This is a genomic window from Actinomyces glycerinitolerans (genome assembly GCF_900098745.1).
Classification (GTDB): domain Bacteria; phylum Actinomycetota; class Actinomycetes; order Actinomycetales; family Actinomycetaceae; genus Actinomyces; species Actinomyces glycerinitolerans.
On the sequence record NZ_FQTT01000015.1, the window covers coordinates 149893 to 174310 of the forward strand.

The 24418-nt window shown below is 66.7% G+C and carries 23 protein-coding genes; 9 read left to right on the forward strand and 14 right to left on the reverse strand.

Annotated elements, in window-relative coordinates; translation table 11 throughout:
- Positions 1 to 35: 35 nt before the first annotated feature.
- The 8 genes from kduI to ACGLYG10_RS14545 form a co-directional block, all read right to left on the reverse strand.
- Positions 36 to 872: a 5-dehydro-4-deoxy-D-glucuronate isomerase gene (gene kduI / locus ACGLYG10_RS14510; protein ID WP_073333548.1), complete on the reverse strand. Its 837-nt coding sequence runs from the start codon at positions 870 to 872 to the stop codon at positions 36 to 38.
- A 112-nt stretch (positions 873 to 984) separates the two neighbouring features.
- Positions 985 to 2133, reverse strand: coding sequence for a beta-galactosidase BglB (locus tag ACGLYG10_RS14515; protein WP_073333550.1), 1149 nt, complete (start codon positions 2131 to 2133; stop codon positions 985 to 987).
- A 16-nt stretch (positions 2134 to 2149) separates the two neighbouring features.
- Complete coding sequence (locus ACGLYG10_RS14520) at positions 2150 to 3523, reverse strand: MFS transporter (protein WP_211483029.1); 1374 nt, start codon at positions 3521 to 3523, stop codon at positions 2150 to 2152.
- Between the two features lie 186 nt (positions 3524 to 3709).
- Positions 3710 to 4726 carry a polymorphic toxin type 15 domain-containing protein gene (locus ACGLYG10_RS14525; protein ID WP_170866535.1) on the reverse strand — a complete coding sequence of 339 codons (1017 nt, stop codon included), beginning with the start codon at positions 4724 to 4726 and terminating at the stop codon, positions 3710 to 3712.
- Positions 4727 to 4854: 128 nt separating this feature from the next.
- A complete protein-coding gene (locus ACGLYG10_RS14530; RefSeq protein ID WP_139241010.1) occupies positions 4855 to 5658 on the reverse strand; it encodes a GAD-like domain-containing protein in 804 nt (267 codons plus the stop codon).
- 56 nt (positions 5659 to 5714) lie between these two features.
- A complete protein-coding gene (locus ACGLYG10_RS16740) occupies positions 5715 to 6542 on the reverse strand; it encodes an AAA family ATPase (RefSeq protein WP_244542699.1) in 828 nt (275 codons plus the stop codon).
- A gap of 680 nt (positions 6543 to 7222) precedes the next feature.
- Complete coding sequence (locus ACGLYG10_RS16425) at positions 7223 to 8689, reverse strand: VldE C-terminal domain-containing protein (RefSeq protein ID WP_073333561.1); 1467 nt, start codon at positions 8687 to 8689, stop codon at positions 7223 to 7225.
- Positions 8689 to 9276 carry a hypothetical protein gene (locus ACGLYG10_RS14545; protein ID WP_073333564.1) on the reverse strand — a complete coding sequence of 196 codons (588 nt, stop codon included), beginning with the start codon at positions 9274 to 9276 and terminating at the stop codon, positions 8689 to 8691. Before ACGLYG10_RS14545 ends, ACGLYG10_RS16425 begins: the two co-directional genes overlap by 1 nt.
- 297 nt (positions 9277 to 9573) lie before the next feature.
- Between ACGLYG10_RS14545 and ACGLYG10_RS14550 the strand changes: the two genes are divergently transcribed.
- From ACGLYG10_RS14550 to ACGLYG10_RS14590, 9 genes are all read left to right on the forward strand, one after another.
- The gene (locus ACGLYG10_RS14550) at positions 9574 to 10131 is read left to right on the forward strand and encodes a DUF6668 family protein (RefSeq protein ID WP_211483030.1); all 558 of its coding nucleotides are present in this window, start codon (positions 9574 to 9576) and stop codon (positions 10129 to 10131) included.
- Positions 10131 to 10430 carry a hypothetical protein gene (locus ACGLYG10_RS14555; RefSeq protein WP_073333569.1) on the forward strand — a complete coding sequence of 100 codons (300 nt, stop codon included), beginning with the start codon at positions 10131 to 10133 and terminating at the stop codon, positions 10428 to 10430. The genes ACGLYG10_RS14550 and ACGLYG10_RS14555 overlap by 1 nt, the downstream gene beginning before the upstream one ends.
- 93 nt (positions 10431 to 10523) lie before the next feature.
- The gene (locus ACGLYG10_RS14560; protein WP_139241011.1) at positions 10524 to 11222 is read left to right on the forward strand and encodes a DUF8175 domain-containg protein; all 699 of its coding nucleotides are present in this window, start codon (positions 10524 to 10526) and stop codon (positions 11220 to 11222) included.
- A 94-nt stretch (positions 11223 to 11316) separates the two neighbouring features.
- The gene (locus ACGLYG10_RS16090; protein ID WP_139241012.1) at positions 11317 to 12114 is read left to right on the forward strand and encodes a DUF8175 domain-containg protein; all 798 of its coding nucleotides are present in this window, start codon (positions 11317 to 11319) and stop codon (positions 12112 to 12114) included.
- Between the two features lie 38 nt (positions 12115 to 12152).
- Complete coding sequence (locus tag ACGLYG10_RS14570) at positions 12153 to 13814, forward strand: TrbL/VirB6 family protein (protein WP_139241013.1); 1662 nt, start codon at positions 12153 to 12155, stop codon at positions 13812 to 13814.
- The gene (locus ACGLYG10_RS14575) at positions 13801 to 15309 is read left to right on the forward strand and encodes an SCO6880 family protein (RefSeq protein ID WP_170866536.1); all 1509 of its coding nucleotides are present in this window, start codon (positions 13801 to 13803) and stop codon (positions 15307 to 15309) included. Before ACGLYG10_RS14570 ends, ACGLYG10_RS14575 begins: the two co-directional genes overlap by 14 nt.
- The gene (locus tag ACGLYG10_RS14580; RefSeq protein WP_073333576.1) at positions 15306 to 16895 is read left to right on the forward strand and encodes a P-loop NTPase family protein; all 1590 of its coding nucleotides are present in this window, start codon (positions 15306 to 15308) and stop codon (positions 16893 to 16895) included. Before ACGLYG10_RS14575 ends, ACGLYG10_RS14580 begins: the two co-directional genes overlap by 4 nt.
- Entirely contained in the window at positions 16892 to 18691 is a 1800-nt protein-coding gene (locus tag ACGLYG10_RS14585) for a type IV secretory system conjugative DNA transfer family protein (RefSeq protein WP_073333578.1), read from the forward strand. The genes ACGLYG10_RS14580 and ACGLYG10_RS14585 overlap by 4 nt, the downstream gene beginning before the upstream one ends.
- Positions 18688 to 19137, forward strand: coding sequence for a DUF4913 domain-containing protein (locus tag ACGLYG10_RS14590; RefSeq protein ID WP_083565979.1), 450 nt, complete (start codon positions 18688 to 18690; stop codon positions 19135 to 19137). The genes ACGLYG10_RS14585 and ACGLYG10_RS14590 overlap by 4 nt, the downstream gene beginning before the upstream one ends.
- Here ACGLYG10_RS14590 and ACGLYG10_RS14595 read toward each other — a convergent pair.
- The 6 genes from ACGLYG10_RS14595 to ACGLYG10_RS14620 form a co-directional block, all read right to left on the reverse strand.
- The gene (locus ACGLYG10_RS14595; RefSeq protein ID WP_073333581.1) at positions 19127 to 19717 is read right to left on the reverse strand and encodes a hypothetical protein; all 591 of its coding nucleotides are present in this window, start codon (positions 19715 to 19717) and stop codon (positions 19127 to 19129) included. The genes ACGLYG10_RS14590 and ACGLYG10_RS14595 overlap by 11 nt on opposite strands.
- A gap of 77 nt (positions 19718 to 19794) precedes the next feature.
- Entirely contained in the window at positions 19795 to 20694 is a 900-nt protein-coding gene (locus tag ACGLYG10_RS14600; RefSeq protein ID WP_083565981.1) for a polymorphic toxin type 15 domain-containing protein, read from the reverse strand.
- The gene (locus ACGLYG10_RS14605; RefSeq protein ID WP_073333586.1) at positions 20691 to 21524 is read right to left on the reverse strand and encodes a GAD-like domain-containing protein; all 834 of its coding nucleotides are present in this window, start codon (positions 21522 to 21524) and stop codon (positions 20691 to 20693) included. The genes ACGLYG10_RS14600 and ACGLYG10_RS14605 overlap by 4 nt, the downstream gene beginning before the upstream one ends.
- A gap of 52 nt (positions 21525 to 21576) precedes the next feature.
- Positions 21577 to 22752, reverse strand: a complete 1176-nt coding sequence (locus tag ACGLYG10_RS14610; protein WP_139241014.1) for a DEAD/DEAH box helicase family protein — start codon at positions 22750 to 22752, stop codon at positions 21577 to 21579.
- Positions 22749 to 23219 carry a hypothetical protein gene (locus ACGLYG10_RS14615; protein WP_073333590.1) on the reverse strand — a complete coding sequence of 157 codons (471 nt, stop codon included), beginning with the start codon at positions 23217 to 23219 and terminating at the stop codon, positions 22749 to 22751. The genes ACGLYG10_RS14610 and ACGLYG10_RS14615 overlap by 4 nt, the downstream gene beginning before the upstream one ends.
- Before the next feature lie 213 nt (positions 23220 to 23432).
- Complete coding sequence (locus ACGLYG10_RS14620) at positions 23433 to 24377, reverse strand: siderophore-interacting protein (protein ID WP_244542700.1); 945 nt, start codon at positions 24375 to 24377, stop codon at positions 23433 to 23435.
- Positions 24378 to 24418: the final 41 nt, after the last annotated feature.

Below are 24418 nucleotides of genomic sequence, written 5' to 3' on the forward strand. Positions count from 1 at the left end.
AATCCCGTCCTTCCCGTCCTTCTTGTATGCGGCTGTCAGCGGATCTCGGTGACAGGGTGCGCGTCCATGTCGTCGAAGAACTGGTTCTCCCCAGCCATCGCCCACACGAAGGTGTAGGCGGCGGTGCCGACCCCGCAGTGCAACGACCAGGACGGCGAGATGACGGCCTGCCGGTCGGCGACGACCAGATGACGGGTCCGTTCGGGCTCGCCCATGATGTGGAAGACACGTGCATCTTGGGGAACGTCGAAGTACAGGTAGCACTCGGTGCGGCGGTCGTGAGTGTGGGCCGGCATGGTGTTCCACATTGATCCCTCGTGCAGCCGGGTGAACCCCATGACCACCTGGCAGGAGCGAATGCCGCCCTCGTGGATGTACTGGGTGAGTGTGCGGCGATTAGAGGTCTTCTGGTCGCCGAGCTCGCGCACCGTGCCGTCGCCGGGGAGCGCCAGTGTGGTCGGGTGGTCCGCGTGGGCGGGGGCGGAGAACAGGTAGAACTGCGCGCCGCGCTCCTGATCGGGGCGCGCATCGGTGAAGACGACGTCGCGGGCGCCGCGTCCGATGTACAGGCAGGCGGTAGATGGCATCTCATAGACGGTCCCGTCGACGGTGATCACGCCGTCGCCACCGACGTTGAGCACCCCCATCTCGCGCCGCTGAAGGAAGAAGTCCGAACGCAGTTCGTCGAAAGTCGGCAAGGACAGTTCGTGGCCTGCAGGCTCGGCGCCGCCCAGGACGATCCGATCCTGGTGAGTGTAGACGGCAGTGACCTGACCGGGAACGAAGACCTGCTCGATCAGGTAGCGGTCGCGTAGATCCTGGGTGTCGAATCCGGGGATCTGCTCGGGGTTGGTGGCGTAGCGCTGTTCCATGGCGTCTGGCTCCTTCAGTGCGATAACGGGCTGGTTCGGTGGATGATGGTTGTGCGCTTGCGGTGCGGTCTGAGTTGGATCGGAGTTAGATCGGAGGTGGGTCTGAATTCGGTCAGTAGTAGGTGCGCAGGTACTCGGCCAGGCACAGGATTGCCATGGCCTGACCATAGGGCATCGATGTGCGCGGGATGTCCCGGTAGAACTGGAGGGAGTCGCCCATCCCGGTGCCGAAGGAGACCTGCATGAGCTCGCCGTCGTCGTTGATGTTGTCCACGATTGCGCGGACGGCGCGCTCGGCGATCGGCGCGTAGGTAGATTTGTCGATGTAGCCGAGCCGCACCGCCTTGAGGATGCCGTAGGCGAAGCCGGCCGTCGCGGATGCCTCCAGGTAGGAGTCGGGATCGTCCAGCAGCGTGTGCCACAGGCCCGACGCGTCCTGTAGCGGGGCCAATGCGTCCGCCTGCGCCCGCAGCGTCTCGAGGAGGAACCTGCGCACGGGGTCGTCGGCGGGCCAGTCGACCAGCTGCAGGAAGTCCGGGATCACCATGGTGATCCAGGAGTTGCCTCTTGCCCAGCGGGCTTCGGCGAAGTTATTGGCGCCGTCGAAGGTCCAGCCGTGGAACCACAGTCCGGTGCGCCGGTCTGTGAGGTAGTTGATGTGGGTGAGGAACTGGAAGGTCGCTTCCCGGACGTACTGCGGGCGGTCCAGGAGCAGGCCGATGCGGGTCAGGGGCAGCACCGTCATCATGAGGGTGTCGTCCCACATCTGGTGGTGGTTCTCCTCGGCCAGGGTCATGTGCTGCATGCCGCCGCGCGGGGTGCGCGGCATCTCGCGCATGGCCCACTCGGCCCACGACTCCAGCCACGGTAGGTAGGAGCGGCGCCCCGTCGACTCGTAGAGGTTGGCCAGGGTGAGGAAGGGCGCCATGGTGTTGACGTTCTTGGTGGTGCCCTCGGCGAGCCGGCGCTCGAACCACTGGGTGATGATGTCGAGCATGCGGGTCTCGCCCGTCTGTTCGTAGTACTGCCACATGCCGTACAGGCCGATGCCGTGGGTCCACTCCCAGCCGGTCGCCCAGCCCTTGGTGTCGATCACGCGGCCGTCGTCGAGCCGCAGCAGGAACTCACCGGTGGGGTCCTCAATGCTGATGAGGTTGTCGGTAAGGCGAGCGATGAGTTCGTGGAGCTCGGGGCGGGAAATGAATCGGTCCGGGGCCCGCAGCAGTTTGGAGTGCTTGACCGGCCAGATCTTCGGTGCCATGGGTGCTGCGCCTCCTTCAGTTCGTGGTTTCGAGTTCGGCGAGTGTGCGTCCGCGGGTCTCGGCGGTCAGCGCCGTGGCCACGGCCGAGATCAGACAGATGACGAAGGTGGTGGCGCCGATCACCAGGGGGACGTTGGCGGTGCCCGGAGGGGCAATCGAGGTGAATAGAGTGGGGAAGAATGACGCCAGCATGAGTCCGATGTTCTGGGTGACGGCAAATCCGGTTACGCGTATGCGCATGGGGAACTGCTCTTGGAAGAAGGTGGCGAAGGTGGCGTTCCACATCTGGAAGCAGATTCCCTGGACAATGATTACCATGACGAATACCATCGCCAGGTGGTGCGACTGAACTGCCACAAGGTATAGGCCGGACAGGGCTCCTCCGGCCAACGTGCCGACAATCATGAAGATCTTGCGGCCGATCCGGTCCGACAGCGCGCCGAAGACCGGGATGGTGCAAACGGCCACAATGTTCGCGATCAGGGTCACCCACAGCATGTCCGAGCTGGTGAAGCCGATGCCGTAGGCGTCGTTCGTGCCGTAGGAGACGCCGAATACGAGGGTCGTCATGCCGATGACATTGGTGAAGATGATCAGAATGCAGCGCAGTGTCAGCAGCGGGTAGCGAGTGATCAGCTCGACGACGGGGAAGCGCTCACGCACCGAGCGCTTCGCGTCGCGGCTTTGTAGGTAGGCGGGCGGCTCCTGGACGTGGCGGCGGATCAGGTAGCCGGCGAGGATCACACCCGCGCTCAGCAGGAATGGGATTCGCCAGCCCCAGGCGGCGAAGGTCTCATCGCCCAGGAGCGCCGCCAGGGGCAGCATCACACCAGTAGCAAGGATGGAGCCGAACTGGGTGCCCTGGAGGCTGAAGGATGCGAAGAAGCCGCGCTTCTCGTCCGGGGCGTGCTCGACGATCATCGCGCTGGCCCCGCCCAACTCGCCGGCGACGGCGAATCCCTGCACCAGACGCAGGCACACCAGCAGCAGTGGTGACAGCAGACCGACCTGCTGGTAGGTGGGCAGCAGTCCCACCGCCAGGGTGGAGAAGCCCATGAGCAGCATCGCCCACACCAGCACCCGCTTACGCCCGTGGCGGTCGCCCAGGGCGCCGAGCACGATTGCTCCCACGGGGCGGGCCACGTAGCCGACCGCATAGGTGGCCAGCGAGGCGATGAGTGCGGCGCTCGCATTCCCCTCGGGGAAGAAGACCGCGGGGAACACCAGCGCCGCGGCCTGAGAGTAGAGGGCGAAGTCGTAGTACTCCAGTGCGCTCCCGATCCAGCCGCTCATCGCGGCCCGACGGGTGTTGACGCGGACTTCCTCGTCGTGCGCGGCGGTGTCCGCCGCGGTTTTGTGGGTGTCATGGGACCCTGGTGCAAGCGCCATTGCTCGCCCTTCCGTCAATCATTCCATTGTTTCATATGGTGAATCGTGCGTATCACCACTTCAACCTTACTAACGGGTCCCGTCCGGGTCAATCATCAGTTTCGACCTCAGCCCTCGGCCCGGCCCAGGCGCCAGTAGCCCATGAAGGGCAGCGCTGTGGCTGTTCGGTGGTCCGGGTGTGCTGTGTCAGCGGTCTAGTTCTGGGTGGGGTTGTTGGGGGTTGGTGTGGGGTCTGGCGGCGGGGGTGTGGTTGTGGGGTGGTGGTTTGCGGAGGGCGGCTGAGGCTGGGTGCGGGAAGGATGCGCGGCGTAGGGCCGCGGACTTGTCGGGGTCCCAGCCGAGACTGGGCGCCGACGGCGAGGGCCGTGGGGTTGGCGCGGCCGGGTCGGGTTGCTGGCGGGGCTGGGTGTCAGGTGGTTGTGAGGGCGGTGTCCCGGTTTGCGGCGAGGTGGGCGGCTGCCAGGGGGTGGTGTTGTTGGCGATGTCGGCGGCGACTTTGCCTGGGGTCCAGGGTGGTGCCCTGGGGCTGGTTGCGGTCTGCTGTGCCTGAGAACGAGCCTTCAACGATACCTGGCCATTGCGCAGCTGCTTGGTGAGCTTGGGGGAGTCGGTCAGTACCGCCCGCACCAGGATGCGTACGTTGGGGCGCTGGTCGGCGGGGATGGCCTGGGCGGCTTGTTCGAGGGCGGTGGCCATGGGCTTGCCCTGGGAGCCGATGGAGGAGTTGACCGGGCCGTGCCCCATGGACGGGTAGCCGCCGGCGCTCATCCCGGGTTGGGAGGGGCCGAAGGTGATCTGGTCGGACTCGTGCAGCACCACCAGGGCATCATTGATCTCATCGCGCTTGTCCGCAGCATCCTGCTTGGAGAAGTCATACTTATCCACCAGTTCGCGCATGACCTTGTTCATGAACTCCTTGCGGGCTTTCCTGGTGGCCTCGGACATGGGTTGGCGGCCCTGGGTGCGGTAGGTGCGGATGCCCTCCAGCAGGCGCTCGGCCGACAGCAGGGACAAGGCGCTCAGTTGGCGGTCCAGCTGGCGGGTGAACTCCTGCGCCAGCGCCTTTGTATGCGGTCCCCGCCCGGTGTGGAAGAAGACCTCCACCGGAGTCCGTGAGTGCCACGGCAGCGGGCTCGCCGGCGCAGCAGCACTGCCCTCCCACACCAGCACCCGCCTGCCGCCGGCACGCCCCGGGGTGAACATATCCGCAGCCGGCAAGGACGCAGGCGCCGACGCACGTGGGGCCGCGGCGCGCTCACGCGCCCCACCCCTCCTGGCAGTGTGATCGGCGGGGGTGTCTGCGGGGCCAGGGATATCAGGATGGGAGGGCATCAGGACTCATCCCCTGAGTCATCAGACTCAGGTCCGAACACACCACCGTCGCCAGTGTCGGTGGTGCTGGCGATATCTGTGACTACGCCGGCGGCCGCGGCGGAGAAGTCCTCCACTAGTTGGTGTTCTTGGGCCTGGGCGAGGAAGATCAGGTGGGCGGTGGCGTCTTCGATGCCCACTTGGCTGGTGCTGGCCTTGCCGGTGAAGCAGTAGGCGGGGGTCAGGCCGTAGACCTGGCCTGGGCCCAGCACCCCCAGGTGTGCGATGGCCCAGTCCACCAGCAGCTGTCCGGTGTCATCATCCTCGAACGTATCCTCCCGTGCAGACACCAGTATGGTGCAGCCCTTGCGTTCGCGCATCACCGGGTCGGATATCGCCTGGGCGTTGCTGGCGTCGGGTCGTATCCAGCCCAGGGTGGGGGTGATGGTAAGTGCGGGGCCGGAGACCTCGCCCCACAGTTCCATGTCGCCCATGGCGGAGCGGGACAGGCACCACCACTGCTGCTCCGGAAACGGGATGGGCGTGTCCTCCAGCCAGGCGTCCACCACCGCCTGCCACTCTAGGGGGTCGGTGAACCACCAGCGGCCCTGGCCGAAGCCGTCAAACCCGAAACGCCGCCACAACTGCAAAACCGAGGCCGGAAACACGTCCTTGAACCGGTCCAGGTGCTGCTCGCTGGCCGGCTGGCCCACCCCCATCGGCGACCAGCCGTTGTACTCAAGCTCTTCGTCCATCCTCATGTCCACCCACTGTGGGGTGGCGTGCAGCCACGCCTCGTGACGGGCGGCCTTATCCATCCTCATGACCACGACCCTAATCGATACCGGAACGATAACGCGTCTGCTTCAGTGCCCTGATTTCACAGGCCCCGTGCCACCGCCGCTGCGGCCGCCAGCCAGGCCCGCCGCGTGGCCGGTCGGAGCGATCCGTAGCGGAGTACGCCGTCGACCATGGCGGGGTCGTAGGGGATGGTTCGTGCCTCGCGCGCCAGGTCGCGGTAGCCGTTTACGACCCGTTCAATATCGCTGCGGCTGGCACGGGGATCGGCCTGGGTGACTACAACCACCGCCTGGCTCGCTAGGTCGGCGCCGTGCTGGTCCCGGCTGGTGAGGGCCTCAAGCAGTAGGGCTCCGGCCTCGGCGTGGTCGTCGCGGGTGGTGGTGGCCACCACCAGTTGGTCGGTGTGGTCGATCATCCGCAGCCACATGGGGTCGGACTCGTCGTTGCCCGAGTCGACGAAGATCAGCCGGTAGTACTTGGAGGCGACCTGGTGGATTGCATCGACATCCGAGGCGTCCACGCGCTGGTCCGCCGATAGGGCGGTGGGCTTGGAGCGCAGCACGTCGAAGCGGTCGCGGGTCTGGTGATGCACGAAGTGGGCGAGGTCAGCAGACTGGGCGCCGGTGCCCAGGAGCCGTTCGACCTGGGGTAGCAGTTCCAGGACGGTGGCGTCGTGCGGGCCTTGCTCGGTGCGCCATCCCAGGGTTCCCCGGGTCTGGTTGTTGTCCCAGGTCAGCACACCGGCGCCGCCGTAGCGGGCGAACACTGCGGCGAGCAGCACGGTGGTCGGCGTCTTGCCGGCCCCTCCCTTGGCGTTGACGATCGCAATCGTGCGCGGACCCGGCCAATGCTGGCTCACGGCCTGCACGTCGGCTCGTTCGGCGCGCTCGGTTTCGTTGGGGCCCACGCGGAGTCCTAGCCGTGCGACAACTCCCCGCCATCCCTGTGTCGCGGGCTCCTCGGTCTGCTCCTGCACAAGAAACGACTGCCGGGGCTCGGGTGCCGGTTGGTGGACGGGAGCCGCGGTCGTCGCTATCGCCGGTGGGGGAACAGTGCCGAGCACTTCGGACTGTGGTTTCGCGGGCATGACCGGCGCCTGTGGTTGTGGAGACGTGGAGGCGAGTTGGATAGGGCTGTCCACAGAAGGTGCGGACGGGGATGCGTACGGGCCGGTCTGCTGGAATGCCTGTGGCTGAGGCTCCGTTTCCAGCTGCGGTATGGGCTCAGTGCGGTCGGCCGACGGCTCCCGAGGCGCGGGTTCCGGCGGGTTCTGGTTCGGCGGGTTCGGACGGGAAGGCGCGGTTGGGTCGTTCTCGACGGTGCCGTCGGCGTGGATAATTAGGGGCCACTGGCCGTCAGGATCGTTGGTTACGGCTCGTAGCGGACGACCGAGCTGTGCCGCATGGCGCGCAACGAGCGCGATGACTTGCGGACGGGCGGCGTCGATACTGCCGGCGGCGATCTGGTGCGTCTTCCCACCGATGAGCACGTCCGCAGTGCCGTCGGCGTGGATACGGGCTTCCACACGCGGCCAGTCGGCGGGTTGCGGTTGTTCAGTCATCGTCGTGTCTCCGTTCCATTCACTATCTATTCACCGAGAGTGATCCCGACCTGGGCCATGTAGGGCACCGGGTCGGTGGGGGAGCCGTCCAGGTGGACCTCGAAGTGCAGGTGGCACCCGGTGGAGTTCCCGGAGGAGCCCACCAGTCCGATTTGCTGGCCCGCGGTCACCTTGTCTCCTGCGCTGACCAGGATTCCGCCCTCGTACATGTGCAGGTATACAGTCTCCACCCCGCCGCCGTGGTCGATCACGATGGTGCCGGTGCCCGACTCCATCCTCGCCATCGTGACGGTGCCGGACTGGGCGGCCCAGATCGGGCCGTCGCATCCGCCGCCTCCCAGGTCGGTGCCGGCATGAAGCTTGTTCACTCCGGTAACGGGGTTGACTCGCATGCCGTATGAGCTGGTGATCGGGCCGGCACCGGGCGAGGCCCAGCCGCCCTGACTCACCGTGGTGCTGGTAGTGGTGCCGCCTTCGGTGCTGCAAGAGTCGTCCGCTGCGGGTACGCTCACCTCGCCGGATACGTCGAGGGACAGGTGCACGTGGTCCATGTGGTTCTGTGTGTCGCTGCCGCGGTCCTCCATCATCTCCCATGCGTCGGGCGGGTCGCCGGCCATCCAGATCCTTTGTTGCCAGATGATGTAGTGCACGGTGAGGCTGTCGGCGTTCTCCTGCAGGTAGGCGGCCAGTCTGTCCCCTACGGCCTTACCGTCGTCGATGTCATTGATCATGAAGTCCAGGGCACGGCCGGCGGGATGGCCGTAGGTCATGTCGTCGTACGGGCTCGTTGCGTCACGATAGCCGCCTATGGTCTTGATACCGAACATGGGCCCTACTTTGTTGGCGACGACTGCCGTCTGCGGCTGCACGTCGCCGAGGGCGTACTGGGCGGAGCCCGGTGATGCCTCGCCGACCATGACGCCCTGCGCGCCACTGAGACCCTCGACGACGGCTACGGCGGCTGGCCAGTGTTCCTCGTAGACATAAGGATTGGCGTTGGCTTGGACGCGGTGAGCAACAAGGGTCGGTTCGAGGGACTCACGATCCTCAATGCGTAGAAGGGCCTTGAAGAAGTTGGTTGCTGAGATGTAGGGATCCATTCTGTCGGCCTCACTGCCCCAGGAGCCGTTGCCGCGCTGCTGGAACAGGCCGCGGGAGTCTGGGCCTGCCGCGTCGCCATGGTCGAGGACAATTAATCCGGATTCGGCCATGGCGGTCATCACGCCGATGGTCTGGTCTCGTGTGGTCAACCCGAGGTCGTGTCCGGCCTGGATGATGTAGGCGGCGTTGACGAGCTGTTCGTGGCCGTATCCGGCAATCGGTCCCTCCGGCACCGAGTCAACGTTGGCGGTGCCTCCCGCCTGCGAACTTACCGGCGTGCAGGCTTCTGCGTCATCGTCTCCGCCCAGCAGCACAATACTGACGATCAGGGACAGAACCATCGCCGGCACCAGACCGACGATGATGAGAGTGGTCGTTGACTTCTGGTCCACTACTGCTCGGCCTCTTCGACCGGAACTATGCGGCTCGCCAGCCACGGGGCGCTCCCGCTAGTGCGGATTACCAAGACATCGTAGCGGCCGGCGTCGGTGGGGATTTTCACAGTCGCCACATAGGCGCTGGCGTCCTCGATGATGGTTCCGGAACCGGTCAGCTCGTGCACGGGGATGTTCGCCGGATCGACATAGACGTAGGCTTCGGCGGCCTCCTGAGTCAGGTGCGGGTCCAAGCCCGCCCACCAGGTGTCGTAGTCCAGTTCCGGGTGCGCGAATGCCTCCAGAGCGGCCTCGGCCGCTGCTATGGCGGCAGCGCGTGATTCCTCATCCCACACGGCGGGATCGGGGGAGATGGTCTGACCCGTGTCCTCATTCACCGAGCCCTCGGGGGCGAGCGTGAACTGGCTCGGATCGGGGCGCGCGAAGTCGGTCGCGGCCCCCGAGGGAGTCGCCGTCGCCGTTGTGGCCGGTGCGGAGCCGGCCGTTCCCTCCGGTTGAGTCTCGGTACTGCAGCCGGAGGCCCCGACTGCAAGGACGGCGGCGGCTAGCGCCCAGCGTGAAGCCGCTCTTGTCAGTCGTCCCATGCCGACAACCTCTCATAATCACATGAATGATCCTGGCCGCGTCGGAGCCGTCCGTATGCTGGTCGGCGCGCGACGACGCTATATTACTCGGGTAAAACCTAACTATAGGTAACAACAACGAGCTTGATCTGTCAATGTTGTTGTTATCGTGGTGTGCATCTACACTCTTTGCGTAACAGCCGATCCGCGGGGGTCGAACCATTACCGAGGAGATACGTCCCTGTGCCAGAAACCGCCAACCCGTGGCTCTCATCGCCAGAGCCGGAACCGGTGCCGTACACTCCGGTCTCGGTTGAGATGCCGCCGCTTACCGGCCCTGCGGCCCCGCAGGACAACGTGTCCGCGCCCGAGCGGGATCTGCTGCCGGTCCGTGACCGCCCGGGAAACGCTGAGCTGTGGTGGGTGGGCGCGCATGGAGGAGCCGGTGAGTCGACGTTGTCGGCGCTCGTACCCGAATGGCGGAGTGCCGGGCACTGTTGGCCCCGTCCGCCGATCGATGAGCGTGCGCGAGCGGTGCTCGTGGCGAGATCAAGCGCCTACGGACTGCAGGCGGCGCAGAGTGCGGTGACCCAGTGGGCGGCGGGGGCAGTTCCTCATGTCGACCTCCTCGGGCTGGTGATCATTGCCGACGCCCCCGGGCGTCTGCCGCGACCGCTGCGTGAGCTTGCGCAGGTGGTCGGTGGGGGAGCGCCCCGCGTCTGGCAGTTGCCCTGGGTGGAACCCTGGCGGCTAGGAGAGCTGCCTGCGCCGGCGGAGTCTCCACGGGCGGTGCGCCGCCTCGTCAAAGACCTGAACCTTCTCATTGACGGAACCGATGTGGACGCCGATGGCGCCAACGAACGAAAGGAACACTGATGGTTTTCGCGCATGCAACACAGGCCGTGACCGAGGTCGTGCTGTCGCTGCCGTTCGATCTGCCCGATCCGGACCCGGTGCAGCCGCCGGGCACCGAGGGTTTCACCTCGATCATGGGATGGGCCAAGTGGATCGCTTTGGCGGTGTGCATCCTCGGCCTGTTCGCCGCCGGGGCGCTGATGGCGATCCAGTCCCGTCGGGGCGAGGGCGGCGAGCACGTAGGCAAGATCGGGATGGCGCTCGGAGGCACCATCGTGATCTCCGCGGCCGCGTCGCTCGTCGGCTTCCTCGTCGGCTGAGAGACCGGGCAAGTGGTAGCCGAGGGAAGCGGATCGGTGCACCGGCGGGCTCGGTTGGGACGCGTTGCGGCGCCGGCAGTCGCCATGGTGATAATGCTGGGGCTCGTCGCCGGCTGCGGAAGCAGTACGCAGGATGAGTCGGCGTCCGCCGCCCCGGTGACGGACACACCCGCCGTCGCGTCAGCCGACGTGACGGCGGCGGAGGAGCAGGCCGGCTCTGAGGATACCGATACTGCCGGTGCCGCCAGCACGAGCGTGTGTGGTCTGAGTGGTGAAGTGACGGAGCAGGCTCGCCTTGCGAAGGCGCCCGATGTCGACTACTGGGATTACCAAGGAACCGTCGCCTATCCCGTCTCTGAGCAATATGGTCCCGGTGCGACCGCTGATTCCGGCTATCGCTATTGCTTCCAACGATCGCCTGAGGGAGCGGTGTTCGCTGCGGCGAATGCACTTGCCGCAGCTAGCGACCCTGAGACCTCCTCCGCATGGGCTTACTACGCCCTTAGTCAGGGTGAGTTTCATGACCAACTGATGGCTGAAGTTGATACCCCGTCAGATTCCACGGGCGTTCGGCTCGAGATCACGGGATTCCGCTTGCTCGCTTACGACGGCCGTAGTGCAAGGGTTGATCTTTCTGCGTCAGGTTCCGCCCAAGGGTCAAGCATCACTGCATCGATCACCTATTCTCTTATTTGGGAGGACGGAGATTGGAAGATCGACGCCAGTGTGAGTGCACCGTTTGACTTCGCAACGATTCCCGACGCCTCGGGGTATATCGCCTGGGGGGCGTGATGTCATCATTACCCTGGAGTTGAGTCTGGTGAATCGAAGAAACTCATAATCCCTGTCCACTTGAGATAAAACGATCAGTGAGGAGTCAAGTACAGTGACAAACGAAAGTAGCGGCATTGAGAACGACGAGCGCGGCCCGTTTGGTCGGCCTGGCTTCATTGCGGCAGCGCTGATCGTTGTGCTGATTGCGGTGCTCGGAATCGTGGTGGGTGTGACCAATGTGCTGCGTGACGACTCCGCGCCGGAGAGCGCGTCGACGGCTTCCGTCGCGGTCCCGGCGACGGCATCACCTTCAACGTCATCCGCAGCAGCGGATGAATCTACGGGGGGTTCCGAGGGATCGACCAGCACGAGCGTGTGTGGTCTGAGTGGTGAAGTGACGGAGCAGGCTCGCCTTGCGAAGGCGCCCGATGTCGACTACTGGGATTACCAAGGAACCGTCGCCTATCCCGTCTCTGAGCAATATGGTCCCGGTGCGACTGCTGATTCCGGCTATCGCTATTGCTTCCAACGATCGCCTGAGGGAGCGGTGTTTGCGACAGCTAACGCCGTCGTGCAGGGCAGCGACGAGTCCACGGTGAAAGCGTGGCTCGATTACTTCGTGACGGGCCCCGCCCGTGACCAGGTGCTCTCAGCCGGGGCCGGCTCCTCGACCGGCTCTGGCACCCGCGTGGAAATCGCGGGCTTCCGGGTCCTGGCCTACGACGGCGACTCCGCTCGGATCGACGTCGCCGTGCGCGGCTCTGCTTCGGGCAAGACCATCAATCTCTCGATGGTCTACCCGCTAGTGTGGGAGGACGGGGACTGGAAGCTCAACGTCACCGATGCCAGCGCACCGATCGACGTGACCACGATTCCAGACCTGGCCGGATACATCACCTGGGGGGCGTAATGGCTGACGGATGCAGTGGTTGGAGATTCTTCAACCCAATGTGCCATGTCAGCCAGGGCGTCGAAGCTGTCGTCGGTGATGCGATCGAGAACATGGCCAACGCCGTCATGGAGGCGTTCGGTAAGGCGATTGCCTCCGTGGGAACGATCTGGGTCAATATTGGAACGCCGAACTTGACGGACTCCGGTGGTGTTGACTCCGCCATCTCCGCAGACGAGATTCCCCCGAACAGTCTTAGGCTCGAGAGGGTGATGGACTATGTGGTGTGGGTCAGTCTTGCGGTCGCAATACTCTCGTTGCTGATACTGGGCGCCATGATCGCCGCGCGTATGCGGGCCGGCGATGGTGTGATGGCCGTCGGTAGGGTCGGTCTCATCCTGGGCGCGGTCGTGTTGATATCCGGCGCGAGCGCCCTGGTAAGCGGTTTTATGCCGACCAGGCCCAGCCGCGTCGGCGGAGCTGCGCTGTTCTTGCAGTCTGCCTTGTGGTGGTACATGGGTGCGGCGGCGATCCTGTCTGTGATCGTCGGCGGTGCGCGTATGGCGTGGGAGCAGCGTGCGGAGCCTGGCCGCGAGGTCGTCAAGAGTCTGATGACGCTCGTGGTGGTCGCGGGTGCCGGGGTGACTGTGGTCAGCATACTGATCCGGTCGGGCGATATGTTCTCGACGTGGATTATCGACAGCTCCCTGGACTGCACGGTCTCGGAGGAGGGGTCGACATGCTTCGGCGAGAACATGATCACGCTACTCGCGCTTACCGCGAATCCGGCAACCGGCTCCCTGGGACCTATGCTCATCATTATTCTCGGTCTGGTAGCCGTACTAGCCGCCGCATTTCAGGTGGTGCTCATGGTTGCCCGCGGCGGAATGCTCGTCATTCTCACCGGCATTCTGCCGCTGGCGGCATCCTTCACCAACACGGAGATGGGCAAGGGCTGGTTCAAGAAGTGCGTGTCCTGGCTGGTGGCCTTCATCCTGTACAAGCCCGCAGCTGCGATCATCTACGCCGCCGCCTTCCAGCTGGCCGGTACGGACGTGTTCAAAGATGACGGTACCGGGCTCTTGGCTGTGCTTACGGGTCTCATGCTCATGATCCTCGCCCTGTTCGCCATGCCTGCGCTCATGCGCTTCGTCACGCCCATGGTCGGATCACTGTCCGCGGGTGCCGGTGGTGGTGCACTGGCCGCCGGTGCCATGGTTGCGCTGCCCACCGGCGCTGCCCAGCTGGGTCGCCTGGCCTCCGGCAGCTCCTCGGGGTCCGACGGCGCCTCGGGAGCGAATGGCAGAAGCGGTACAGACGGCAAGTCCGGTACCTCTACGCAGGCGCCAACCGGTGGCGGTCAGGGAGACGGCAACCGGCAGCAACAAGCTGCCGGAGCACAGCAGACCGGGACGTCCGGCGGCAAACAGAGCGGCAGTACCGGCGCCGCCGGAGGCAAGGGAGCAGGTACGGCGGGCGCGGGAGGCGGAAGCGCCGGTGCCGCCGGTGGTGGAGCGGCGGCCGGAGGCGGTGCTGCCGCCGGTGGAGCCGCTGCCGGTGGCGGGGCGGCCGCAGCAGGAACCGCCGCCGGCCCAATCGGCATCGCCGCGGGCGTGGCTATCGATGCGGGCAAGAAGGCCATGGACACCGCGGTGGGTGCGGCGCAGTCGCTCGGTGATGCAGCAACCGGTGAAGGAGGCGGGCCGGATGGCAGCCGTTGAGACGCGTACCGGACCGCGAACCTACGGGAACTGGCAGCGGCCCGCATCCCCTGGAATCCTCGGTCTCGGTTCGGTGGGTACCGGGCTGCTGCTGGCCGGATTGATCATTGTGGTGATCACCGTGATGGTCTCGGACCTGCTGCACGCCCTGGGAGTTGCCGCGCTGCTGGGCGTGCTGATGCTGGCGGTGCTGACCAAAGACGCCCACGGCAAGAGCCTGGTCTCCCGGAGCGGGGCGCGCATCGCCTGGTGGTCGGCGCGCTCGCGCGGCCTGACCATCTACCGCTCGGGCCCGCTGGGGCGCACGCTGTGGGGCACTTACCAGCTGCCCGGTCTTGCTGCTCCCACCCGGCTGAGCGAGCACATGGATTCCTACGGACGCAAGTTCGCGCTGCTGTACACACCGGCGACCGGCTCGTACTCGGTGGTCATCGGTGCCGAGCCCGACGGCGCGGCGCTGGTGGACCAGGAACAGATCGACATCTGGGTCGCGGATTGGGGGCACTGGCTGGCGAATCTGGGAGACGAGCCCGGAATCGAGGCCGCCTCGGTGACGATTGAGACCGCACCCGATTCGGGCACCAGGCTGCGCCGGGAAGTGAGCACCAACGTTGATTCGGAGGCGCCCGCATTCGCCCGAGAGATGCTCCGGGAGGTCGTCGACCGCTATCCCGCGGGCTCCTCCACCGTGCGGGCCTTCGTCGCCGTCACCTTCAGTGCGGCACCACGATCTGGCGGGCGTAAGCGGAAGGCGGAGGAAATGGGCCGCGAATTGGCGGCGCGTCTGCCCGGGCTGACGGCCGGACTGCAGGCCACCGGCGCGGGCGCCGCCCACCCGCTGTCCGCCCAGGAGCTGTGCGAGGTCATCCGGATCGCCTATGACCCGGCCGCGGCGGTGCTCATTGATGAGGCGCATGCGGCGGGGGAGGTACCGGAGCTCTCCTGGCCCGACGTCGGCCCCACCGCCACCCAGGCCTCATGGGACGGCTATCGGCATGACAGCGCCTACTCGTGCACCTGGGCGATGACCCAGGCCCCGCGGGGCAACGTGCAGTCGGGCATCCTTGCGCGGCTGCTGGCCCCGCACCGGGACATCGACCGCAAGCGCGTCACGTTGCTGTACCGGCCCATTGACGCCGCGAGAGCTGCCGCGATCGTGGAGGCGGATCTGCGTGCGGCCGAGTTTCGGATGACGTCCACGGACAAGCCGGCGGCCCGCGACAGCCTCGCCGTGCGGGCGGCTGCGGCGACCGCCCAGGAGGAGGCCTCCGGTGCGGGCCTGACGCAGTTCGGCATGCTGGTGACGGCAACCGTCGCCGACCGGGACCGGGAGGCCGACGCGCGAGCTGCTATCGACAACCTGGCGGCCACCGCCCGGCTGCGGTTGCGACCCGTGTACGGCTCGCAGGACTCCGCGTTCGCGGCGGCCCTGCCCCTGGGGCTGGTGCTGCCCAAGCACATTAAGGTCCCGGCCGAATTGAGAGACAAGCTATGAGCAAGCGATTACCACGCAAGCAGCGCAAGAAACTCAGCAAGGGAAAGCGGGAGCAGACGGAGAGCAAGCGCGAAGTGCGCCCGCAGCGGCCGCCCATGCGCGGCTGGCTGGGACGCGGCCGTGGGTCTTCCAGCTACGTGCAGGCGGCCGACGAGTGGCGGGGCACCACCGTGCAGGTGTGCGGGCTGTGGCCCTACGCGATCGGCACCGGTACCCCCATGGTCGGGGTGCCTCTCGGACGCCACATCCACACCGGCGCCACCCTGTGCTGCGATCCGATCTCCTGGTTCCAGCGCGCCAAGCTCATCTCCAACCCGAGCGCATTCGTGTTGGGCAAGCCTGGACTGGGCAAGTCCACCATCGTGCGCCGTATGGCCACCGGCCTGGCCGGCTACGGCGTCATGCCACTGGTGCTGGGTGACCTCAAGCCGGACTACGTGGACCTCATTGAGGCGCTGGGAGGGCAGGTGATCACCCTCGGGCGCGGCCGCGGCTATCTGAACATCCTCGACCCGGGTGAGGCCGGCGAGGCGGCCGCTCGGCTGCGCCAGGCCGGATACAGTCGGGAGGCCGCACAGGTACTTGCCGACGCTCACGGCCGCCGGCACACCATGGTCTCCGCCCTACTCACCATTCTGCGTTCCTCTCCGCCCACCGATCGCGAGGAGACGATCATTGACCGGGCGCTGAAATACCTGGATGCCCACCACGACGGCGTACCCGTCCTGGGAGACCTGCTGCGTGTCATCCAGGACGGGCCGGCGGAGGTCCGCGCGGTTGCGCTCGACCGTGGCGACGATGTCCGCTATCAGGCGATCACCGAGAACCTGGAGGCATCCCTGATCGGCCTGGTGGGCGGCGGCCGCCTGGGCGAGACCTTCGCCCGGCCCACCACCAACCCCATGCGACGCGACGCACCGGTCGTATACGACGTCTCCGCGATCGACGACTCGGAGATGGACCTTCAGGCGGCCACCCTCCTGGCCTGCTGGTCGGCCGGCTTCGGCACGGTAAACGTCGCCAACGCCCTGGCCGACGCCGGTCTGGAGCCGCGCCGTCACTACTTCGTCATCCTGGACGAGCTGTGGCGGGCACTGCGCGCCGGCCGCGGCATGGTCGACCGCGTCGACGCGCTCACCCGCCTCAACCGCCAGCGCGGGGTCGGCATGGCCATGATCTCCCACACCATGAGCGATCTGCTGGCCCTGGCCAACGAGGAGGACCGGATGAAGGCCCGCGGATTCGTAGAGCGCTCGGGGATGGTGATCTGTGGCGGACTGCCATCGGCGGAGATGCCCCAGCTGACTGCGGCGGTGCCGTTCTCGCAGGCAGAGCAGGAAATGCTCATCGGCTGGCAGGATCCGCCCGCATGGGATCCGTCCACCGGCCGGGAGGCGGAGCCTCCCGGCCGCGGCAAGTTCTTAGTAAAGGTCGGAGGCCGTCCCGGCATCCCCGTAAACGTCCAGCTCACCAGCACCGAGCTGAGCATCAACGACACCAACAGGCTCTGGCACGAGCAGTCGCGCGTGGGCAGACGAACCGCCCCCGCAGACCCGGTCCAGGAGAAAGTGGGCGCAGACGCATGAGCACCCCCAACAATCGCCGTCGTGACCCCGGGAGCATATCCGGTGAGGTCATCCTGCTGTGGATCGGCATCGTCCTCGTGGTGGTAGTGGTGGGCTTCGTGTATGCCGCCATGCACCTGGGGCACCGCCTGGCGGGATCCGGAGTCGAGGTTCCGGGAAATCCCTTCGCCGTCGTCTTCGGACTGCTCGGCGGCGACCTGCCCTGGCCCGGAGCCGCCGGGTGGTGGGCGCTAGGCGGCACCGGCGTCATCGTCATCGTGCTCGGCGCCCTTGTGGGACTGGCCGTGCACTGCCTGCGACGCCGTCGCTCACGGGTGGACCGCGCCGCCAACTACATGGGTAGGGGGCGTGACGTCGACTCGCTGAGTCGCAAGAGCGCCCAGGCGACTGCGAGGCGCCTAGGCGTCACCGCCTCCCCCGGTGTGCCGATAGGGCGTGCCATTACGGACGGCAACACCCTCTACGGTTCATGGGAGGATATGCATATCGACATCTGGGGCCCGCGCACCGGCAAGACCACCTCACGGGCCATCCCCGCGATCCTGGACACGCCCGGGGCCGTGCTGGTGACCTCCAACAAGCGCGACATCGTTGACGCCACCCGGGACGTACGCGGGGGCGTCGGTGCGGTATGGGTGTTCGACCCGCAGGGAATCGCCCTGGAGGAACCCGACTGGTGGTGGAACCCGCTCAGCTACGTCACCGACGAAGTGCGCGCGGCGAAGTTGGCCGAGCACTTCGCCTCCGGTTCACGCGACCCGGGCGCTCGTACCGACGCCTACTTCGATCCGGCCGGGCAGGACCTCCTCGCAGGGTTACTGCTCGCCGCCGCACTCGACCACCGCGCGATCACGGACGTCTACACCTGGCTCACCCGCCCCACTGATGAGACCGCTGTCGACATTCTGCGCGACCACGGATTCGACCTGACCGCGGACCAGGTGGCCGGGGTCATCACCGCACCCGACAAGCAGCGCGGAGGCGTGTTCGGGACTGCGCAGCAGATGGCCTCATGCCTGACTAACCGGCAAGTCGCGCGCTGGGTAACTCCGCGGGGTATGGCGGACCCTCGCCCCCAGTTCCGTCCCGAGGACTTCGTGCGCGACGGCGAGGGCACGCTTTACTCGTTATCGAAGGAGGGGCGTGGCACCGCCGGCCCCCTGGTTACGGCCCTGACCGTCGCCGTCGTCGAGGCAGCGGAGGAGTTGGCGGCCAGATCCCCCGGCGGGCGCCTGACCACGCCGCTGCTCGGCGTACTCGACGAGGCCGCCAACGTGTGCCGCTGGCGCGAACTGCCCAACCTGTACAGCCACTACGGCTCGCGCGGAATCGTCCTGATGACGATCCTCCAGTCCTGGTCACAGGGCGTGGAGGTATGGGGAGAGGCCGGGATGAAGAAGCTGTGGAGCGCCTCTAATGTCAAGGTGTACGGCGGCGGCGTCAGCGAGGCGGCCTTCCTGGAAGATCTCTCCCGGATGGTCGGTGACTACGACCGCATGTCCTCTTCGACCTCCTACGCTCGCGGCGCACAACGCACCGTCTCCCGCCAGCTGCAGCGCGAGCGCATCCTCGACGTCGCCGATCTCGCCGCCCTGCCCAAGGGTCGCGCAGTCGTATTCGCCTCCGGAGCGCGACCCACGCTCATCCGCACCATCCCCTGGATGTCCGGCCCCCACGCCGACGCGGTAAGGGCATCAATCGCCGCCCACGATCCCCAGGCCGAGCGAACCATTCAGGAGGCGGACACCGAGTTGGCCGTCGTCGAAGCCACTGTTGACGAGAAGGAGACGCTATGAGTGAAGGTCAGTGGCCGCTGGACCAGACGGTGCCCGCCGACAATGGCGGACCGGGCGGAAGCACCGACGAGCCTCAGCTCTACTTCGCTAATGTCGACGAGTTCGTGCGCGACTTCCTACGCAACATGTACCGGCGGCGGATCGACGGCAGACACCGCTGCTGGGCCGCGAGGTGGTGGGAGTATGAGGAGGCCGTGGCCCGGCTGGAGGCGCTGTGGCGGGCCTGGGAGTACCTGCGGCTCGATCCGGCGACGGGCATGAGCACCTGGTGGCGCGATCACGCGGACTACCACATGGCCGTACTGATGGATCCGGACGGTCCGTTCGCAGCTGCCGCGCAGGGGGAGGAGAATCTGTCCAAGAAGGGCGATCCGCTTCCGTACGTGGCTCCGCCAGCGGGCATGTTCGACGACGAGCGCGTCAATCCAGGCGGCCTCAACGACTGAGGGCAGTGCGCCTGCCTTGGACTGCGAATTGTCGCATTCGACGGCTCTGGTAGCTCCTGCCGTGCACAGCGGTCATGCCCGGCCTGCCCGCCCTCACAGCGTCGACGGCCGGTCGGGCCTGACTGATGTCGGCACGCATTCGAATCGCCACCAGTTCCCGATCCAGGCCCCGGGACTCCAATGCGCGGGCGGTTTCGGCACGGCGCTCGGCGGTGTCGTAGCGCATCCGGCCGTCCTCGCGGGCAGCGTCGGCGACGGTGCGGCGCTGTTCAGACGCGGCCTGGGCGCGCATGCGCTCGGCAGGATCGGCCTCGTGCTTCGCTGCGGCATGCGCCTCGTCGGCACGCCGGTCCTCCCGGTCTGCCTTGGCGAACAGCTGCCGAGAATCGGCACGATCGTCTTCGGACTTGAACTGTTCGATGTCTGCGCTCCGGCGGTCGTACATGCCGCGGTCGAGTTCCGCGAGTATGCGTTTGCGCAGCGCCTCGGAGTCGTCCCGCGACCAGCTGCGGGCAGCTGCGAGCAGCTCCCGTAGGCGGATCTCGATTGCTTGCTCGATGCCATCGTCTGCTTCACTCATGGCGTTCTCCCAATGACCCTGGTTCGGTGTGGTGGGTTAGTGCAGGTTGGTCCGTCCGGGTGTTCCGGTGAGTGGGATCAGCGCTCCGGCCCGTTTGTGCGGTTGATGCCGGGGCGGTTTCGGTGTGGGGGTGTGTAGGTTGGGTTGTGTATGCCCAGGGTTTGGCGGATGCGGGCGGCGGTGGTGGGGTTTGTGCGTGCGCCTGGGGGTGGGCGGGCGGCCAGCACCGCCCTGCTCAGGGTTTGTGCGGGCGCCCGGGAGCCAGGCTCCGTGCACGGCTGAGCGAGTTGCAGTGGCGGGGGCGGCTGGCGGGCGCGCAGCTGCTGGACGTTACGACGCCGGTTGGTCAGCACCACCTGGAAGCGCAGCGGCAGATGGCCCATCCCGGCGGCGACCTGGCGCTCGGTGGCAGCATCGATCACGTCGGCATTGCTGAGGTTCTGCGCCCCCAGGGAGGAATTGACGCCTCTGTCTCCAGGGATCGGCGTGCCGCCCGCGTCCCGGGAGGGACTCAGGTCACCGCCCAGGACCTGGTCGGGGTTGTGCAGAATCGCCACCTGCCGCATAGCCTCACGCGCCCAAGCACGGGACGCGGCACTAGGCATGCCAAGAAGGTCCCTACCGTACTCAGCAAGTCTGTTTCTGAGTTGTTCGCGTGCGCGTCGTGTGGCTTCGTTGCCTTGTCTGCCTTGTTGTTTGAATAGGTCGCGGGCGGCCAGGTAGTCCTTGGTTGGCATTTGCGCCAGGATCTGGTATTGGCCGTCGAGTTGGAACTCGAACTCCGCTCCCTTGGCCTGCAGGTCGGGGTTACGGCCGTTGTGGTAGACGGTGCGCACCATGGCTCGGTCGTCGCGGGCTGGTGAGGGTGGGTACTGCTTGGCGACCGCTCCGGGGTCCTCGGCGCCCAGGGCGTGCCGGAAGCCGTGTGAATCCGGCAGAGCTGCAGGAGCAGGATTTGTCTTGGCCGTCCCCGTCATGACTCGCTTGCCTGGCCGAGCGGGGAGGTGCCGGGATCGGTGCCGATAATCGGGGCTACCTGGCCCCAGTTGGCGCCCACCGGGTCACTGACGGTGATGTCGTTCTGCTGTGCTTGCAGGGTCAGGTAGGTGTGGGCGTCGGTGATGCGCAGATTGTCCACGCTGATCGGCCCGCCCAGTGCGGGTGGGAGCACAAACCCGTACACCTGGTGGGAGTTGATCGGCCCTAGGCGCTCCAACGCCTGCGGCGGCAACGCCCGCTCGGCATTATCCTCAGGACCCTCAACACTACGATCCGCAGCACCAGAGAAAGCTGTTCGTCCTTGTCGCTGGTGTACTTCTGGGTTTTGGACGGACTGTATGGCGAGCTGGTCGATAATAACCTCACCATAGGTGGGGTCGATCTCGACGCTGTGACCGCTGTTCTCCCCCCACAGGAATAGGTTGCCCATGGCGGAGCGGGCCAGGCAGTGGAAGGTGTCGGTGAACGGCAGGCGCTCTCTCACCGGGTCCAGCCACTCGCGAACCACTGGTGCCCAGGCGATGGGGTCGGTGATCCAGAACAGGCCATCACCAAAACCTTCGAACCCGAACCGCCTCCATATATGCAGAACCGAGCGCGGCAGGATGTCTTCGAAATGGGTGAAGTACTCCTCCGGCACCGGGGTGGCTACGTCCATGGGCGCCAGCCCAGTCCCCGTGTCCGGATCAATCAGGTCCCGGTCAATGACCTCATCGGTCAGTGCGTCCTGCTCCACTGGGTCGGTCGGCTCGGGCACCGGAGTAAAGTCCCACAGACCCGCCGAGAGTTCTTCACCGTTGTCATTCATGCCGGTTCTCCTCCCGGACGACCACCAAACCGTGACCTTGGTGACACTACCATCAGAGGCCGGTGCCGTGGTCTTGTCTGGGTGGTTTGGGGGTGTAAGGGCGTGGGGCGCTGATGTTGCGTAGTACGTCTTGACGGGTGAACGGCTGCCTTGGCGGGGCGGAGGCGGCGGGGTCACAAATGCGAGCGGTGGCTGCCTGTTGGGTGCGTGGTGGTCTGATGGCGGCGAGTAGGGGGTAGGGGGTGGAGTAGGAGCGTGTGATGCCGTCGCGGTCGGTGTGGTCGATGATGGTGGGGCCGTGCTCGGTGCGGTGGGTGACTAGCAGGTCCGCGGCCTTCAGGGTGGCGCTGGTGGTGGCGAGTTGGTGGGTGGAGCGGGCGTTCTCAATGCACCGGCTGGTGCGGGTGCGGTCCGGGCCGGTGGTGAAGGTGGCGGTGATGGCTGTGGGTGGGGTGTAGCGGGCGGTGGGGTCGCCCTGGGAGCGGGGCCCGGCCCAGCGGTCCCGGGCACCCTCGAGGCACATGTCCTCGGGGGTGTCCACGGCGACGATGGCTACCTGCGTGTAGTCGGCGGCTTCGAGCTCATGAATCAGGCGGGGACCCTGACCGACGGTCGGGGACTCCATCCATTGCAGGGTGCCTTCGATTTTGACGTCAGACTTTCTGCGCAGGAGGTCGTTGCGGGCGAGGTCTGCGGTGCTGGTGGACAGGGGGTGGACGAGGGTGGCCAGCTCGCCGCGGCTGACGGGGCGTCCGTCGGCCAGGGGGCCGGGTGCTTGCGCGGCGATTAGGTTGTCCCAGTGGGTGCGGGCCTGGGCCAGCAGTTCGGGGTTCACGTCCAGGCCGGGCACGGGGCTGCCGAGCAGGAGCTGCTTGATGTCGTCGGCGTCGATGGTGGTGTAACCGGCCTCGTCCACCCCCAGCTCGGCCGAGCGCTCATCCCCCAGGATCTTGCGGGCGGCGCGGACCGCCTGGGACTTGCCTGCTCCCGGGGACCCCGCCATAATGATCGCCCTACCCCCACGTGAACCGCGCTCCCTGGCCCGGGCCAGATAGGCGCCCCTGATCTCCTCACGCAACTGATGCCACATGCTGCCGGGAGCAGGCTTGCGTGGCAGGGTGTGGCCGGGCGCCAGGCGGTCAATGATCTCCTGGACCTGGGCGGCGGTGGCCTCCACAACCTCACTCGCCGGGGTGCTCCCGGTGCCCCTGGTGGTTGGGGGTGTCACTGGGGCTGCCAGCCCTTCTCCCAGGGCATGGGATCATCGGGCGGTTTGGGCATCGGATCGGTGATCGCCCTTAGTTCGGTGTACTCCTGGTCGGATAAGTATCCCAATCCGTGCAGACCGTCGACGTCGTCCCAGGAGCCGCGCTCGTAGCCGTCGTAGCCGCGCAGGCGGCCGAAGGTGTAGGGCCAGGTGCGCAGTCGGTCCATCATCTCCTGGCTGCTGATCTGCCCCAAAAACCGCCGGAAGATAAGCTCCTCCGGGGTCTCGGGGCGCACCAGCTCGCCGCGCTGCATCTGCTGGCCCACATGGGCCACGAACCTGGGTTCGGAGCCGGTGCGCTCAGCCACCTGCTGGGGGGTCAGTCCCTGTCGCAGCAGGTGCTGAATCTCCCGATCACGATCAAAACGCGCTAGGACCTCGGCCGCGGTCTCCCGCATCTCCTCGATGGTGAATCGGGAGTTCTTCACCCAGGAAAGGTCCTCGGATTCAGAACCCGATGCGGGCGAACTCTCCAGATCCGCAGAATGCCCCGTTGACTCCGGGTTGCTCATAACCGGCCTCCCAGCCCAGATGCACCATGAAACGACGCTGTGACCCTATCGACACTACCCGGGCACGTCAACGCAGGGGACTCCCATCTCGCGGCGGTTGTTCTCGGGGGCTCCGGAGGGTAATCGACCTCAACCCTCCGCTCGGCCCAGGCGCCAGTAGCCCATGAAGGCCACGGCCCGCCGGTCCAGGCCCCGCTCGGACACCAGGTGGCGACGCAGGGCGCACACGGCGCCCGCCTCGCCGGCCAGCCACGCGTACACGTCGGCCCGCTTGAGCGCCGCGCCGCCTCGCGCGGTGCGCGGCACCTCCCACAGCAATTCGCGATCCACGTCGATTTCCTCAACCTGTTGCGGAGCGCCCTCCGGCAGCAACTCGGCCGCCGCCCGTTTCACGCCCGCCACGAGGCGTTCGCCGTGCGGCCGCGCGTCACGGGCGAGTGCGCGCACCTCAATGCCCGGGTGCGCGGGCAGGTAGTCGGCGTCGGCCGCCACGGGCAGCTCGACCACCGCAATACCCCGTGCGGATGCGGGCAACTGCTCCAGAATCCTGGCGATCGCCGGGGCCGCCGTCTCATCCCCGCCGAGCAGGAAGCGTCCGGTGACGGTCGGCGGCACGAAGTCCACGCCGCCGGGACGCGCACCGGTCGGTTGCGTCCTCAGCCAGGCGCGCGAGGGCCCCAGCAGCATCGCCGACGTGCCCGGACGGGCGCTCTCCAGCCAGCGGGCGGCCGGACCCAGCGGCGCATGCACCACCATGTCAACGTCGACCTCCCCACCGGTGGAGGCCCCGGCGGTTCCCGTTCGCCTTTGTTTTGGCTCCTCGGCCGCGTCGTCCAAGTCCTGCCCGGCCCCGGGACGGACGGCGCGCGTGGTGTAGGTGCGTATCGGTGGGCGCCGGTCGGTGGGCAGGGTGCGCCAGCCGCCGTACCAGTCCGCGCCCGTCGGCAGATGCGCGTAACCGCCCTCGACGGCGGGCAGTACCAGCTTGATCCGCTGATCCCAGCCCGGATCGGCGAAGTCCTCCAGTTCGTCTCCGGTGAAGGTCACCCGCCGCAGGCTTGGGGTGACATCCACGATCCGTTCCACCCGCACCGGGAAGAATCGGAACGCAGACG